The 14080-nt window shown below is 60.0% G+C and carries 17 protein-coding genes; 15 read left to right on the top strand and 2 right to left on the bottom strand.

Features of this window, described 5'->3' with window-relative positions; genetic code table 11:
* Positions 1–81: 81 nt before the first annotated feature.
* From nifH to KI613_RS07485, 9 genes are all read left to right on the top strand, one after another.
* Positions 82–963 (top strand): nitrogenase iron protein, encoded by an 882-nt coding sequence (gene nifH, locus KI613_RS07525; RefSeq protein ID WP_226404675.1) that lies wholly within the window; start codon positions 82–84, stop codon positions 961–963.
* Positions 964–1056: 93 nt separating this feature from the next.
* Entirely contained in the window at positions 1057–2529 is a 1473-nt protein-coding gene (gene nifD, locus KI613_RS07520) for a nitrogenase molybdenum-iron protein alpha chain (RefSeq protein ID WP_226404674.1), read from the top strand.
* A gap of 137 nt (positions 2530–2666) precedes the next feature.
* Positions 2667–4235 (top strand): nitrogenase molybdenum-iron protein subunit beta, encoded by a 1569-nt coding sequence (nifK, locus tag KI613_RS07515; protein ID WP_226404673.1) that lies wholly within the window; start codon positions 2667–2669, stop codon positions 4233–4235.
* 83 nt (positions 4236–4318) lie between these two features.
* Positions 4319–4546, top strand: coding sequence for a putative nitrogen fixation protein NifT (nifT, locus tag KI613_RS07510; protein WP_117608522.1), 228 nt, complete (start codon positions 4319–4321; stop codon positions 4544–4546).
* Between the two features lie 66 nt (positions 4547–4612).
* A complete protein-coding gene (locus KI613_RS07505) occupies positions 4613–4804 on the top strand; it encodes a 4Fe-4S binding protein (protein ID WP_226404672.1) in 192 nt (63 codons plus the stop codon).
* 79 nt (positions 4805–4883) lie between these two features.
* Positions 4884–5615, top strand: coding sequence for a dinitrogenase iron-molybdenum cofactor biosynthesis protein (locus tag KI613_RS07500; RefSeq protein ID WP_226404670.1), 732 nt, complete (start codon positions 4884–4886; stop codon positions 5613–5615).
* On the top strand, positions 5612–5875 hold the full coding sequence (locus KI613_RS07495) for a DUF6129 family protein (RefSeq protein WP_226404668.1): 264 nt from the start codon (positions 5612–5614) through the stop codon (positions 5873–5875). The genes KI613_RS07500 and KI613_RS07495 overlap by 4 nt, the downstream gene beginning before the upstream one ends.
* Positions 5865–6623: a 4Fe4S-binding leucine-rich repeat protein gene (locus KI613_RS07490; RefSeq protein WP_226404666.1), complete on the top strand. Its 759-nt coding sequence runs from the start codon at positions 5865–5867 to the stop codon at positions 6621–6623. The genes KI613_RS07495 and KI613_RS07490 overlap by 11 nt, the downstream gene beginning before the upstream one ends.
* A gap of 15 nt (positions 6624–6638) precedes the next feature.
* The gene (locus KI613_RS07485; protein ID WP_226404665.1) at positions 6639–7607 is read left to right on the top strand and encodes a hypothetical protein; all 969 of its coding nucleotides are present in this window, start codon (positions 6639–6641) and stop codon (positions 7605–7607) included.
* 51 nt (positions 7608–7658) lie between these two features.
* On the opposite strand, the gene KI613_RS07480 is transcribed toward KI613_RS07485, so the two are convergent.
* The gene (locus KI613_RS07480) at positions 7659–8597 is read right to left on the bottom strand and encodes a GGDEF domain-containing response regulator (RefSeq protein ID WP_226404663.1); all 939 of its coding nucleotides are present in this window, start codon (positions 8595–8597) and stop codon (positions 7659–7661) included.
* Between the two features lie 75 nt (positions 8598–8672).
* Positions 8673–9356, bottom strand: a complete 684-nt coding sequence (locus tag KI613_RS07475) for a thiopurine S-methyltransferase (protein ID WP_226404661.1) — start codon at positions 9354–9356, stop codon at positions 8673–8675.
* 331 nt (positions 9357–9687) lie between these two features.
* Between KI613_RS07475 and nifV the strand changes: the two genes are divergently transcribed.
* From nifV to nifM, 6 genes are read left to right on the top strand one after another with little or no spacing between them, the layout of a single operon-like run.
* On the top strand, positions 9688–10827 hold the full coding sequence (gene nifV, locus KI613_RS07470) for a homocitrate synthase (RefSeq protein ID WP_226404660.1): 1140 nt from the start codon (positions 9688–9690) through the stop codon (positions 10825–10827).
* A complete protein-coding gene (gene cysE, locus KI613_RS07465) occupies positions 10820–11602 on the top strand; it encodes a serine O-acetyltransferase (RefSeq protein ID WP_264181467.1) in 783 nt (260 codons plus the stop codon). Before nifV ends, cysE begins: the two co-directional genes overlap by 8 nt.
* Before the next feature lie 2 nt (positions 11603–11604).
* Positions 11605–12147, top strand: a complete 543-nt coding sequence (locus KI613_RS07460) for a hypothetical protein (RefSeq protein WP_226404658.1) — start codon at positions 11605–11607, stop codon at positions 12145–12147.
* A 10-nt stretch (positions 12148–12157) separates the two neighbouring features.
* Positions 12158–12499 carry a nitrogenase-stabilizing/protective protein NifW gene (nifW, locus tag KI613_RS07455; protein ID WP_226404656.1) on the top strand — a complete coding sequence of 114 codons (342 nt, stop codon included), beginning with the start codon at positions 12158–12160 and terminating at the stop codon, positions 12497–12499.
* Positions 12496–12954 carry a nitrogen fixation protein NifZ gene (locus tag KI613_RS07450; RefSeq protein WP_226404654.1) on the top strand — a complete coding sequence of 153 codons (459 nt, stop codon included), beginning with the start codon at positions 12496–12498 and terminating at the stop codon, positions 12952–12954. Before nifW ends, KI613_RS07450 begins: the two co-directional genes overlap by 4 nt.
* A gap of 4 nt (positions 12955–12958) precedes the next feature.
* A complete protein-coding gene (gene nifM, locus KI613_RS07445; protein WP_226404653.1) occupies positions 12959–13768 on the top strand; it encodes a nitrogen fixation protein NifM in 810 nt (269 codons plus the stop codon).
* Positions 13769–14080 lie beyond the last annotated feature (312 nt).

The raw sequence follows: 14080 nt of genomic DNA, 5'->3' as shown, positions 1-14080 counted from the left end.
TGGCACGCTACGTGCAAAAGGTGAGGTGCGACTCTCAAAGATTCCTTCGCAAATCGACTGACAGACTAAGGAGATTACACCATGGCTAAACTGCGTCAATGCGCCATCTACGGCAAAGGCGGCATCGGCAAGTCCACCACCACTCAGAATCTGGTGGCTGCACTCGCTGAATCCGGCAAGAAAGTAATGATTGTTGGCTGCGATCCGAAAGCCGACTCAACCCGCCTGATCCTGCATAGCAAGGCTCAGACCACCGTGATGCACCTGGCTGCTGAAGCCGGCTCGGTGGAAGATCTGGAACTGGAAGACGTCCTTTCCGTCGGTTTTGGCGGCATCAAGTGCGTTGAATCCGGTGGCCCGGAACCCGGCGTCGGCTGTGCCGGCCGCGGCGTTATCACCGCCATCAACTTCCTTGAAGAAGAAGGCGCTTACGACGACGAACTCGATTTCGTGTTCTACGACGTGCTGGGCGACGTGGTCTGCGGTGGCTTCGCCATGCCGATCCGTGAAAACAAGGCTCAGGAAATCTACATCGTTTGCTCCGGCGAAATGATGGCCATGTACGCTGCCAACAACATCGCCAAGGGTATCGTGAAGTATGCGAACTCCGGTTCTGTCCGTCTGGCCGGCCTGATCTGCAACAGCCGCAACACCGACCGCGAAGACGAACTGATCATGGCCCTGGCTTCCCGCCTGGGCACCACCATGATCCACTTCGTGCCGCGTGACAACGCTGTTCAGCACGCTGAAATCCGCCGCATGACCATGGTTGAATACGATCCGAAGCACAAGCAGTCTGACGAATATCGTCAGCTCGCCAACAAGATCGTCAACAACACCAACTTCGTCATCCCGACCCCGATCGAGATGGAAGAGCTGGAAGAGCTGCTGATGGAATTCGGCATCATGGAAGCTGAAGACGAGTCCATCGTCGGTCAGACCGCTGCCGAACTGGCTGCCTAAGCAAGACCCTGCAAGCTACGGCGGGGGCATCGCTCCCCGCCACTTTCAACCAGTACGTCGGCCACAGATTGGTGGCGACGTCAGGAGGAAAACATGACAACTCTGTCTCGCGAAGAAACCGACGCCCTCATTGCCGAGGTGCTTGAGGTTTATCCGGAAAAAGCTCAGAAGGATCGCGCCAAGCATCTCGCGACCAATGATCAAACCATTGAACAATCGAAGAAGTGCATCACTTCCAACCGCAAGTCCCTGCCGGGCGTCATGACCATTCGTGGTTGTGCCTACGCTGGCTCCAAGGGCGTGGTATGGGGTCCGATCAAGGACATGATCCACATCTCGCACGGCCCTGTCGGCTGCGGTCAGTACTCCCGCGCCGGTCGCCGTAACTACTATGTCGGCACGACCGGCGTCGATACCTTCGGCACGATGAATTTCACCTCCGACTTCCAGGAGAAGGACATCGTCTTCGGCGGCGACAAGAAGCTCGCCAAGCTGATCGAAGAAGTCGAACAACTGTTCCCGCTGCACAAGGGTATCTCGGTCCAGTCCGAATGCCCGATCGGCCTGATCGGTGACGACATCGAGTCCGTCTCCAAGAAGGCTGCCGCCGCCATCGACAAGCCGGTTGTCCCGGTTCGTTGTGAAGGCTTCCGGGGTGTTTCGCAGTCCCTCGGCCACCACATCGCCAACGACGCGATCCGTGACTGGGTGCTCGACAAGCGCGACGGCGCTGCTTTCGAATCGACCCCCTACGACGTAGCCATCATCGGTGACTACAACATCGGCGGCGATGCCTGGGCAACCCGTATTCTTCTCGAAGAGATGGGCCTGCGTGTCGTGGCTCAGTGGTCCGGCGACGGCACCATTGCCGAAATGATGAACACGCCGAAGGTCAAGCTGAACCTGCTGCACTGCTACCGTTCGATGAACTACATCTCCCGTCACATGGAAGAGAAGTACGGCATTCCTTACCTGGAATACAACTTCTTCGGCCCGACGAAGATCATCGAATCACTGCGCAAGATCGCTGCCTTCTTCGACGATTCCGTCAAGGAAAAGACCGAAGCTGTCATCGCCCGCTACAAGCCGATGATGGACGAGATCATCGCCAAGTACAAACCGCGTCTCGAGGGCAAGAAGGTCATGCTCTACGTCGGCGGCCTGCGTCCGCGTCACGTTATCGGCGCCTACGAAGACCTCGGCATGGAAGTCATCGGCACCGGCTACGAATTCGGCCACAACGACGACTACGACCGCACGATCAAAGAAATGGGTGATGCCACCCTGCTCTACGACGACGTCACCGGTTTCGAGCTGGAAGAGTTCGTCAAGCGCCTGAAGCCCGACATGGTCGGCTCCGGCATCAAGGAAAAGTACATCTTCCAGAAGATGGGCATTCCTCTGCGCCAGATGCACTCCTGGGACTACTCGGGTCCGTACCACGGTTACGACGGTTTCGCGATCTTCGCCCGTGACATGGACATCGCCCTGTCCAACCCGACCTTCAAGAACCTGACTCCCCCGTGGAAGAAGGTTGCTGCTGAAGAAGTCAAGAAGGCTGCCTAAGTTTCAGGAATTGGGATAAAGCTGCGGCGGCAAGTGATTGCGGACTTCGCGTCCTTCACCTGCCCCGTAGCCGGAAACCCTGATCATCAACCTTTCGCCTGGTATCGCAGATGAGCGGACCGGGCAAGGAGATAGCAATGCAAACCGCAGACAACATCAAGCCCTGTTACCCGCTGTTCCGCGACGACGACTACAAGAAGAACCTCGCTGAAAAGCGCGAACTCTTCGAAGAAGGCCATGGCCCCGAAAAGGTCTGGGAAACCTTCATGTGGACGACCACCAAGGAGTACCAGGACCTCAACTTCAAGCGCGAAGCCCTGACCGTTGATCCGGCCAAGGCCTGCCAGCCGCTCGGCGCCGTCCTCTGCGCCTCCGGCTTCCACAAGACCCTGCCCTACGTGCATGGTTCGCAAGGTTGTGTCGCCTACTTCCGTACCTACTTCAACCGTCACTTCAAGGAACCGTGCTCCTGCGTTTCCGACTCGATGACCGAAGATGCAGCCGTGTTCGGTGGTCAGAAGAACATGATCGACGGTCTGGAAAACGCCAAGGCCATCTACAAGCCGGACATGATCGCTGTTTCCACCACCTGTATGGCGGAAGTTATCGGTGACGACTTGAATGCCTTCATCAACAACACCAAGAAGGCCGGCAACATTCCCCAGGAATACCCGGTTCCTTACGCCCATACTCCGTCCTTCGTCGGTTCGCACACGACCGGCTGGGACAACATGGAAGAAGGCATCCTCCGCTACTTCACGCTGAACTACATGGACGGCAAGAAGATCGGTTCGAACGGCAAGATCAACATCGTGCCGGGCTTCGAGACCTATCTGGGCAACTACCGTGTCATCAAGCGCATGCTGACCGAAATGGGCGTCGATTACACGATGCTCTCCGATCCTTCCGAAGTCTTCGACACCCCGGCTGACGGCGAATTCCGCATGTACTCCGGCGGCACGACGATGGACGAAGTCAAGGATGCACCGAACGGCATCACCACCGTCCTGCTGCAACCGGCCCAACTGGAAAAGACGAAGAAGTTCGTCGAGAACACCTGGAACCACGACATTCCGAAGCTCAACATCCCGATGGGTGTCGAGTGGACCGACGAGTTCCTGATGAAGATCTCCGAAGTCACCGGCAAGCCGATCCCGGCTTCGCTGGAACTGGAACGCGGCCGCTGTATGGACCTGGTTTCCGACAGCCACGCCTGGTTGCACGGCAAGAAGTTCGCCATCTACGGTGACCCGGACTTCGTCATGGGCGTCGTCAAGATGCTGCTCGAAGTGGGTGCAGAACCGACCCACATCCTGGCTCACAACGGCAACAAGCGTTGGGCCAAGAGCATCGAGAAGCTGCTCGCCTCCAGCCCGTTCGGCGTCAATGGCAAGGTCTATGCCGGCAACGACCTGTGGCACATGCGCAGCCTGTGCTTCACGGACAAGCCTGACTTCCTGATCGGCAACTCCTACGGCAAGTACATCCAGCGCGACACCCGTCACAAGGGTGAAGAGTTTGAAGTGCCGTTGATCCGCCTCGGCTTCCCGATCTTCGACCGTCACCACATGCACCGCGCCACGACCATGGGCTACGAAGGCATGATGTCTGTAGTTACCCAGCTGACCAACGCTGTCCTTGAGCAACTCGACAAGGAAACGATCGGCATGGGCACCACCGACTACAACTTCGACCTGGTTCGCTAATCGGTCTTCGCAATGCCCCGCTACCGGCGACGGTAGTGGGGCATACGCGCGAACCTTGGCGACAACATCATTAGGGAGCCGAAATGGCCAACATCATGATCCAGCAAGGCGAAAAGGGCGGACTGGTTTTTTACCTCCCGAAGCGCGACCTGGAAGCGTCCATCGAGTCCATCGAATTCGACACCCCGGAAAAATGGGGCGGCGAACTGAAGCTGGATAACGGAGGCACTTACTACATCGACCCCATCGCCAAGCCGCCCCGTCTGCCCATTTCATTACGCGCCAAGCGCCTCGGCGCTGCCGAAGACTAAGCCCGTTGAAACCTGCCCGCCCAGCCAGCAGATTAGCCAGCTAAAGCGGATTTTAAGGAGAGCATCATGGCAATGAAAATCGATCCGGACATGTGCACCGCCTGTGGCGACTGCAAGCCTGTCTGCCCGACCAAGTCCATCAGTTCCGGCAAGATCTTCTTCAAGATCGATGCCGCCACCTGTACGGAATGCGACGGCCACAACGATTCCCCGTTGTGTGTCGACGTTTGCCCGTCGGGTTGCATCAGCCCGGCCTGAGCCAAAGAGTCTTGAGCCGAACGCCGGCGCAGCGAAACCTGCCCCGGTGTTCCACTGAAGACCCTCTGTGGAGCACACCATGTCGAACACGCCAATTGCCTCTCGTGAAGCTGCCCTGCGCATTGCGCTCGCAGCCCGCGCCCTGAACGGTCTCGATGTTCGTGCCCTGGTCGGCGCGCTGATCGAGAAACTCGAAGCCCCGCTCACCGAAAGCAAGCTCGGCACGCTGACGGTTGAAGACCTGCGCGTCATCCTGGCCGGCGACTTCGCCGAACAAGGCTGCCACGTCGGCGTCGAAGGCGAAGCACTCAAGGAAGCCGTCCGCCTGCTCTGGGGCCAGGGTGTCGAGAACAGCGACTTCCCGGCGGTCGACGCCTACACCGACGGCGACATGCCCGGCTCGCTGCGCGTCGCCATCGCGGCCAATCGTGGTGAAACGCTCGATGGCCATTTCGGCTCATGCGAACGCTTCCTGGTCTATCAGATCAGCCAGGACGCCATCCGCCTGATCGACATCCGCACGACGGTCGAAGCCGATACGGCCGAAGACAAGAATGCCGCCCGCTCGGCGCTGATCAACGACTGCCAGATCGTCTATGTGCAATCGATCGGCGGCCCGGCTGCCGCCAAGGTGGTGCGTGCCGGCGTCCATCCGGTCAAGAAGCCGGAAGGTGGCAAGGCCCGCGAAGTGCTGGTTGAACTGCAGGCTCGCCTGGCCAGCCCGCCACCCTGGCTGGCCCAGATCATGGGGGTGCCATCCGCCTCGCTGGCCCGTTTCGAGGAAGAAATCGAGTCGGAGGAATCGGCATGATTTCCCCGACTCAACTCGCCCGGGTCGGCGAAGCCGCCTTGCTCGATGGCAGCGCCGCCTCATTGCGTCAGCGTTTTCCTGAACTGCACTTCACCGAATGCAGCGAAGACGACGTCTCGCCGCGCTATCGCCCGGCTTTCAGTATCGAAGGCTACGAGCTGTTCTACATCTCCGGCGCCACCGGCCATTGCCTGGAAATCACCAACAACGCGGAAGCAGCTACCGGCATCCTGATTGCGTCCAAGGTCGATGACGAGTGACAAGACAGCCGCCGATGCAGGCATCGGAAAACTCGGCCTGTGCTCGGGTTGCCGGTTTTTTCCGGAATACCTGAACGGCCATCGTTGCACGCCGGGCGATGCCTGTATCCGCGCCCACAGCGGCCGGCAGATCGACCGCTTCCTGCGCAACAACCCGGAACTGGCGCACGAGTACCTCAATGACATTTTCTGGGAACGGCGGGCCATTGCCACCCGTTATGCTGCGGTCGACGCCATTTTGGGGCTAAAAATGGACCCGGATGAAGTGGTCCGCCGCGTCGTCGCCATGCGTCTGCCGGTTGACGAATTGATCGACATGGCCACCGACCGCGACCGTGAAGTTCGGCTTTCCGTGGCGGCCCGTCTGCCCGAGACGCTGCTCATTCGTCTGGCCAACGACCCGGACTACCTGATCCGCGCCACCGTCGCCCGCCGCCTGCCGCACGGCCAACTGGCCAAGCTGACCAAGGATCCGGAACGCGAAGTGCGCAAGGTTGTCGCCTCCCGCCTGCCACCTTTTGCCCTGCACCTGCTGGCCGATGACGACGAACCGGAAGTTCGCGCCATTGTCGCCGAGCGCGCCCTGCCCGGTCTGGCCGCTGCGATGCTGCAGGACAGCGAATGGTGGGTTCGCCTGGCGGCTGTCGGGAACGCCCCCATTGAATTTCTGCAGCCACTGACCAGCGATCCGGAAGTTGAAGTCCGCGAAGCAGCGCAAGCCCGGCTCGCCGAATCGGAAGCTGCCTGACCACAAGGGAAAATCATGAAACAAAACCAGGGCTGGACCGAATACTGTAAATCACTGTCGCCGGCGATTGTCGAAACTTGCGCCAAGACCCCGGTCAGTGCGGGCCCGGCCGCGCTGGTCAAAGCCTTGGGCAGCGCCCTGCCCGAATGGAAATTTCGCCACGCGCTCGGTCGCGGCGGCTGGTACCGTCTCGGCGGCATCGTCGATGCGGCCGGCCAGCGGGTCAGTGACAGCCTCGAGAGCTGGGTCGAAAACGCTATAGACGAGCGCGACGGCGACATCACCCGTTTGATCGACGACTTTGCCGGTCAGCCGCTTTACGCCACCCGTCTGGTTGGTCAAACGCACTACCTCGTCGCCTCGGCCGGCGAAGGTAGCGACGATTTCCTGCAACTGGAAATCGAAGACCTGCAGGAAGTGCGCGTCCATCAGCTCTTCGTCAACGAGCCGACAACGCTCGAAGAACTCGTTGATCCGCGTGGCGGCAACGATACCCCCGTCCCGTTGGGCCTGCCCTTCTACGCTTTCCGCCGCATCCAGCACGTTGGCAATTTCCTCAAACGCATGCTGGCGCAAAAGCCGGAACCGGCCTCCATTCACCGCCTGATCGACGACTGGAGCAAGAGCAGCGCCGCCAGCGCCACTACCTTCTACAACCACTGGGTGATCGCCACCCGCGAACACCTCGACCGCTACCACCAGCCGGTCTTTCGCGCCCAGCCGATTGCCACGCTAGCCGGCGAACCTCCGGAATTCGAAGCCAGCGCCGGGACCAGCGGCCTGAGCCTGCAGGAAGCGCTGACCCGCTTCGACCGTGAAATCGGCTACCCGCTCGCCTGGTATTTCCACATGCTGACCACCAAGGCGGTTCCCCACTGGGTAGCACAGGCTGTTGTCGAAGACGCGCTGGCCGGCTTCGCCTACCTGCCGCAACGCGACGTCGATGTCGTGCGTGGCTGGCTGCACCGCCCGTATTCAATCTGAGGGCGGCATTTCAGGCTATCAGGACAGGATCTGACTTGCGCCTTTAAAAGCTCAAGCCACTTCTGCCCTGTTACGTCCAGCGTCCTTGGCCTTGTAGAGCAGGTCGTCGGCCAGTCGAAAAAGAGCCTTGATCTGGCCCATGGCGTGCGGGAAGCAGGCAGCCCCGAGCGAGATGGTCACCACGCCAAAATCGGCATTCTTTTCGTGGGGAATAGCCAGGCTGTGGACCGCCTCGACGAGGCTGGCCGCCACCCCGGCGTGCACGCCGGGTGATGCATTGGGGATGATCACGGCGAATTCCTCGCCACCATAGCGGGCCACGAAAGCGCCCGGGGCGGTGCGATCGTCGTTGATCAGCTGGACCTGCTCGCCAAGACAGGAGGCAACGGCGCGCAGGCAATCGTCGCCGGCCTGGTGGCCGTAGTGATCGTTGTATTTCTTGAAGTTGTCGATATCGATCATCAACAGGCTGAAGGGGCGGGATGCCTGCCGCGCCTGCTCCCAGGCGATGTCGATCTGCATGTCCATGGCGCGTCGATTGAGCAGGCCGGTCAGGCCATCGCGATTCGCCTGATCCTGCAGCTTGTTGTTGGCCTGGCACAGGCGGGCGCGCATCGCCGCAATCCGGGACATGGCCTTCATCTTGGCCTGCAGGACATTTTCCGGCACGGTCTTCGACATGAAGTCATCGCCACCGGCTTCGATGGCCGTCACCAGATTGGTTTCTGTGTCGGTCGCCGTCACGAAGATGATCGGCGTCCACGCCCACGGCTCCAGCCCTTCCTGGGCGCGAATCCGGGTGGTGACCTCAAAACCGTTCATGCCCGGCATCTCGATATCCATCAGAATCAGATCGAAGTTCTCGGCCCGGAAATACTCGAGCGCAATCTCGCCGTTGATGGCGTGCTTGACCTCATAACCGAAAGACTCAAGCCGGGCCCGCATAACCATGGCAATAGCCCGCGAATCGTCTACCAACAGAATTTTCATTCAGCACTCAACAATTCAAAAACAATTCGCTGAGTTTACATCCTATTCCGGAAGTAATAGCACCCGTGCCTTCGCTCACACCAGGGATGGATCGCTTTTGGGTGTCAAAAAATAGACCTTCTGTTCTACCCTGACCGGTTGACTGATCGCAGGATCGGGGTCGGACTCAAAGAAACTTTCGACATGGCTGAGCTCGATGTCGAAAGCACTGGTGTACAGACTGGCAATTTCATCGGCCACGGCGAACGGCTGCCCTTGCGTTTCATCCTCGTCCGGCTCCTCTGTGGTCAGCAGCAGCATCCGGCAACTGGCGGGCAAAATGCGCCGGAGTTGCGCGATGTAGTCGCCACGAATGTCGTCAGGCAACGCCGTCAGCGAGGCACGGTCAAAAACGACGGAAATGTCGCCCAGATCGGCAGCGGTCAGTTTGAAGAAATCGCCGCACAGAATCCCGATTCGTCCATGTTCCCAGAGCGTAAACTTGCCAACTTTCCGGCGCGTCGGCTGCAGCTTGTTTTCACGAAAAAAGGCGCGCACGGCCAGCGGGCTGAGCTCGACGCCGATGACCTTGTGGCCTTGCTTGGCGAGCCAGAGCAGATCGAGGCTTTTGCCGCAAAGTGGGACAAAAACCCGGTCTTCCACGGTCAACCGGAAATTTGGCCAAAATTTGACAAGATGCGGATTTACAGCCAGCTGATGAAAGGCGATCTCATCGTCGCGCCAGGATTGTTGCCAAAGTTCGTTGTCACGCCCGGTCATGGCGGATTCTTCCCATCAAATACAGCGTTGTTGAATCAGGAAAATGTTCTGATCGAAAGACACAACGCTTCATTGGTGGCCTGTTTCGCTATTGGCGAAGGGGCTACTTAAAGAGCCATGCAGGCCGAAAAGGCACTCGCGCGGTTGGGGTATTTTGGCTACCCGGTGACGACTAGCCTATCACCGAAATTGCCCGCACAGCACGACGAAACAATTTGTCGGATTCGCGACAACAACCCAACATCATCAGTCCCATATAAAAATTTTCACGTATTTTCAACAACTTGAAAATTGGCACCATCCTTGCTGAAAAGAAGCCGAGGAGATTGCCATGACCCACCCAGCTTTCGTCACCATCAACGACACCACCCTGCGCGACGGCGAACAGTCGGCCGGCGTGGCGTTCTCGCTGGACGAAAAACTGGACATCGCCCGTCAGCTCGCCGCTATCGGCGTACCCGAACTGGAAGTCGGCATCCCGGCCATGGGCGACGAAGAGCGTGACTCGATCCGCGCCGTTGCCGACCTCAATCTCGCCCCCCGGCTGATGGTATGGAGCCGGATGCATCCGGCCGACATCGCCGCCTGCGCCGATCTCGGCGCACACATGATCGATATTTCGGTGCCGGCCTCCGACCAGCATCTGTCGTACAAACTCAAGCAGGACCGCGCCTGGTTGTTGCGCGAACTGCCCAAGTTCATCGGCGCCGCACTTAGCCTCGGCCTTGAAGTCGGCCTCGGCTGCGAGGATGCCTCGCGCGCCGACATGAGTTTCCTCTGCGCCCTGGCCGAAACGGCCGAACGCGCCGGCGCCCGCCGCCTGCGCTTTGCCGACACCCTGGGCATCCTCGAGCCGTTCGCTACCTTCGAGCGCATTTCGACCCTGCGTCGCAACACCGGCCTCGAAATCGAGATGCACGCCCACGACGACATGGGCCTGGCCACGGCCAACACCCTCGCCGCCTGCAAGGCTGGCGCGACGCACGTCAATACGACGGTCAATGGCCTCGGCGAACGCGCCGGCAATGCTCCGCTCGAGGAGGTCGTGCTCGGCCTGACCAAGCTTTACGGCATCGAAACCGGCGTCAGCCTCAAAGGCTTTCCCGCTCTCTCCAGCCAGGTTGCCAGCGCCTCGGGGCGCGCCGTACCGTGGCAGAAAAGCATCGTCGGTGCCGGCGCTTTCACGCACGAAGCCGGCATCCACGTCGATGGGTTGCTCAAGCACCCGGACAACTACCAGGGCTACGATCCGCAGGAAGTCGGCCAGTCGCACCGCATCGTGCTCGGCAAGCATTCCGGCTCGCGCGCCGTGCAGGTGGTGTATGCCGGCCTCGGCTTCGAACTCGGCGAGAGCGAAGCGCAGGCCATGCTGCCGCGTGTCCGCAACTTCGTCGCCGAACACAAACACGCACCGGAAACCGCCGACCTGCGCGATCTTCTGATCTCCGTCCGGAGCCAACTCCATGTCTGAAGCGATGACCATGACAGCAACTGCACTGGCAGTCCCCGGCCTGTGGGCGACCCTCCGGGAAGACCTCGATTGCGTCTTCCAGCGCGACCCGGCCGCCCGCTCGACGCTTGAAGTTCTGACCACCTATCCCGGCGTCCACGCCATCCTCACCCACCGCCTGTCGCACCGCCTGTGGCGGGCTGGCTGGCGTTTCCCGGCGCGCCTCCTGTCCTTCGTCGGGCGGACGCTGACCAATGTCGACATCCACCCCGGCGCCACCATCGGCCGCCGCTTCTTCATCGACCACGGCGCCTGCGTCGTGATCGGCGAAACGGCTGAAGTCGGCAACGATGTGACGCTTTATCACGGCGTCACGCTGGGCGGCACCTCATGGAACAAGGGCAAGCGCCACCCGACGCTGGCCGACGGCGTTGTCGTCGGCGCTGGCGCCAAAATACTCGGCCCGATCAACATCGGCGAACGTGTTCGCGTCGGTGCCAACTCGGTCGTCGTCAAGGACGTGCCGGCCGACCGTACCGTCGTCGGAGTTCCCGGCCGGATCGTCGACACCCGGGTCGGTACGGCACGCCCCGCCAATGGCATCAGCCTCGATCACAACCTGATGCCTGACCCGGTAGCCAAGTCGATCGCCTGCCTGATCGAGCGCATCGAGATCCTCGAAAGGGAGCTGGCGGAAGTCCGCCACGAGCCGCCAACCGACCACAGCGGCGAATGCAATACCTGTTCAGCCGGCGACTTGTGCTGCGAGCACGAGTCCATGCATGCGGTGAACTGACCATGGACCTGCTCGACTTCTCCGACTGCAAGCTGTATTTCGAGGACGAACTGCCCGCCGAGGCCGAACGTCTGATCGCCCAGGCCGCCCAGGACTACGGCGACCCGGCGGCCGAACTCGCCCTGCTGCGCGCCCATCTGCTGGCCCCCGAGCACCTTACCGTGCTGGTCAGCCTGTATCGCTACTATTTCTACCAGCATCGCCTTGACGAAGTGCTGATCGTCGCCGACCACGCCAAACGCATCTCGGCCCGCCATCTCGGCATCCCCGATGACTGGCGACTGATTGACGAAACCCGCCTCGGCTCGGCCGCAGCGACATCCTTCGGCCTGCTCCGCTTCTATTTGCTCGCGCTCAAGGCCGAAAGCGTCGTTCTGCTCCGCCTTGGCCGCATCACCGAATCACGCGACCGTCTGACCCGGCTTGCTGCGCTGGATAGCCGCGACCACCTTGGCGCCGCCAAACTGCTCGAAGTCATCGACGAGTTCCAGAGCGAAAACCCGGCTCCGGCCGAAGAACCTTCACTAACCCTAGTTGCAGCCTGAGGAAACCATCATGGACGATACCCTGACCCTTGCCGAAGCCATGGAAGACCTGGTTTCTGCCGAAGACTTTCTCGACTATTTCGCGGTCCCCTACGACCCGGCCGTCGTTCATGTGAATCGCCTGCATATCCTGCAGCGCTTCCACGACTACCTGTCGAAACAGGCTCCGAACCTGCCGCCGGAAGAAGAAATGCAGCGCGGCATCTACCGCCTGTGGCTGGAACGCGCCTACCAGGACTTCGTAACCTCTGATTCGCTGACCGAAAAAGTCTTCGCTGTCTTTCAGCACGTTGCCAAGCCCGATGGCGGCATGAGCTCCTTCGTATCCCTCGACAAGGTGTTCCGCCAATGATGAATGCAAAATGGGAGTACGGTGAGGCCGTGCGCCTCACTCGCAACGTCCGGAACGACGGCACCTATCCCGGTCTTGATCCGGGCGACTTTCTCGTGCGCCGCGGCAGTATTGGCTATGTCGTCGATGTCGGCACCTTTTTGCAGGATCAGATCATCTACTCGGTGAATTTCCTCGAGGAAGGCAAGATCGTCGGTTGCCGCGAAGAGGAACTGATCGGTGGGGATGATGAATGGACGCCATCACGCTTCGAGTTCCGCGAAAAAGTCCGTGCCGCCAAGCAGCTTTCAGTCGGTGGCGCTGTGCTGGTCGAACTCGGCGCAGTCGGGGAAGTCATCAAGGTGATCCGCGATGCGGCAAACGGCGTGACCTATCACATTCACTTCGACAGCCTGCCAGGGCGCGTCCTGCAGATTCCTGAAGCCATCCTCGAACCGCACAAACCGGCGGAGTAAGCAAATGCAACACGGCTACCTTGAACTCAAGCTTGCCCACGAACTGTTCAAAAAGGCGCCCGACACGCTGAGCGAGGCCGAGCAGGCCCGCCTCGATGAAGTCGCCGGCAAGCAGGCTCGCCTTGAACAACGCATTCTGGCCAGCATCACCGCAGCCCAGGTCGTCGTTCCGGCCCCGACCATCGCCACCCGTCTCGACGAAATCCGCCAGCGCTATGCCAGCCCGGACGATATGGCTGCCGACCTCGAACGCAACGGCCTCAACGCCGACAAACTGGCCGAGGCCGTTGAGCGCGACCTGCGCATCGAAGCCGTCCTCGACAAAGTTGCCTCGGCCGTTCCGGCGGTCACCGAAGTCGACGCGGAAATCTACTATCGCCTCCACCCGGAAGCCTTCGACCGCCCGGAAGCGCGCCGTCTTCGCCACATCCTGATTACCTTTTCCAATCCGATAGAAAAGGCCATCGCCGCGAAAACGCTTGAAGATCTACGGTCAACCGGAAAAAACGTCGAAAATTTCAGTCAGGCTGCGCTTCGCCATTCGCAATGCCCGACCGCCATGGACGGCGGCAAGCTCGGCACCGTCAAGCGCCAGCAGCTATTCCCGGAATTGGAACCGGCGGCCTTTGAACTTGCCGTTGACGAAGTCTCCGAAGTGCTCGAATCACCGATGGGCCTGCACATCCTGCGCTGTGATGAAATACTGCCCTTCGGCATGATGGCTTTCACCGAGGCCAGCCCGCGCATCATCGAAAAACTCACCGAAAAACGCCGCCGCGAAGCCCAGCGCGACTGGATCAAGGAACAAGCTTAGCTGCGTAGCGCAGCAGCATCGGAAAACCCGAAGGCCCAACAGCATGAAGCCCATGCGGTTTAGACATGGGCTTCTTCGATCTTTGACCAAGGCATTCAAGGCCTCAGTATTCGGCTATTTGCCGTTGCGGTGTTACTCAGTCTTCCTGTCAAACTGCGGCGGACTATCAACCATAAAGCCTCCAGTCATCTAATAAAAACTCCGTTCCGACTGCACTTGCAACTACTCGGAACTCAATTTCAGAATACGCCTCTGATGCGGAAAGTCCACTCTATTTTGAGGTATTTTAAAAACCGCCAGCCATGCAAAAAG

Origin of the sequence: Ferribacterium limneticum, from assembly GCF_020510585.1 — a bacterium.
Lineage (GTDB): Bacteria > Pseudomonadota > Gammaproteobacteria > Burkholderiales > Rhodocyclaceae > Azonexus.
The sequence above is the reverse complement of the archived record's forward strand: the minus strand, read 5'-3'. Positions and strand labels throughout refer to the sequence as shown.

Coding starts and splice junctions, on each gene's coding strand:
- nifV (WP_226404660.1), top strand. CDS start 9,688: ATGACCCACCCAGCTTTCGTCACCATCAACGACACCACCCTGCGCGAC.
- KI613_RS07460 (WP_226404658.1), top strand. CDS start 11,605: ATGGACCTGCTCGACTTCTCCGACTGCAAGCTGTATTTCGAGGACGAA.
- KI613_RS07480 (WP_226404663.1), bottom strand. CDS start 8,597: ATGAAAATTCTGTTGGTAGACGATTCGCGGGCTATTGCCATGGTTATG.
- KI613_RS07485 (WP_226404665.1), top strand. CDS start 6,639: ATGAAACAAAACCAGGGCTGGACCGAATACTGTAAATCACTGTCGCCG.
- KI613_RS07500 (WP_226404670.1), top strand. CDS start 4,884: ATGTCGAACACGCCAATTGCCTCTCGTGAAGCTGCCCTGCGCATTGCG.
- KI613_RS07450 (WP_226404654.1), top strand. CDS start 12,496: ATGATGAATGCAAAATGGGAGTACGGTGAGGCCGTGCGCCTCACTCGC.
- cysE (WP_264181467.1), top strand. CDS start 10,820: ATGTCTGAAGCGATGACCATGACAGCAACTGCACTGGCAGTCCCCGGC.
- nifH (WP_226404675.1), top strand. CDS start 82: ATGGCTAAACTGCGTCAATGCGCCATCTACGGCAAAGGCGGCATCGGC.
- KI613_RS07490 (WP_226404666.1), top strand. CDS start 5,865: ATGACGAGTGACAAGACAGCCGCCGATGCAGGCATCGGAAAACTCGGC.
- KI613_RS07505 (WP_226404672.1), top strand. CDS start 4,613: ATGGCAATGAAAATCGATCCGGACATGTGCACCGCCTGTGGCGACTGC.
- nifW (WP_226404656.1), top strand. CDS start 12,158: ATGGACGATACCCTGACCCTTGCCGAAGCCATGGAAGACCTGGTTTCT.
- nifT (WP_117608522.1), top strand. CDS start 4,319: ATGGCCAACATCATGATCCAGCAAGGCGAAAAGGGCGGACTGGTTTTT.
- KI613_RS07475 (WP_226404661.1), bottom strand. CDS start 9,356: ATGACCGGGCGTGACAACGAACTTTGGCAACAATCCTGGCGCGACGAT.
- KI613_RS07495 (WP_226404668.1), top strand. CDS start 5,612: ATGATTTCCCCGACTCAACTCGCCCGGGTCGGCGAAGCCGCCTTGCTC.
- nifK (WP_226404673.1), top strand. CDS start 2,667: ATGCAAACCGCAGACAACATCAAGCCCTGTTACCCGCTGTTCCGCGAC.
- nifD (WP_226404674.1), top strand. CDS start 1,057: ATGACAACTCTGTCTCGCGAAGAAACCGACGCCCTCATTGCCGAGGTG.
- nifM (WP_226404653.1), top strand. CDS start 12,959: ATGCAACACGGCTACCTTGAACTCAAGCTTGCCCACGAACTGTTCAAA.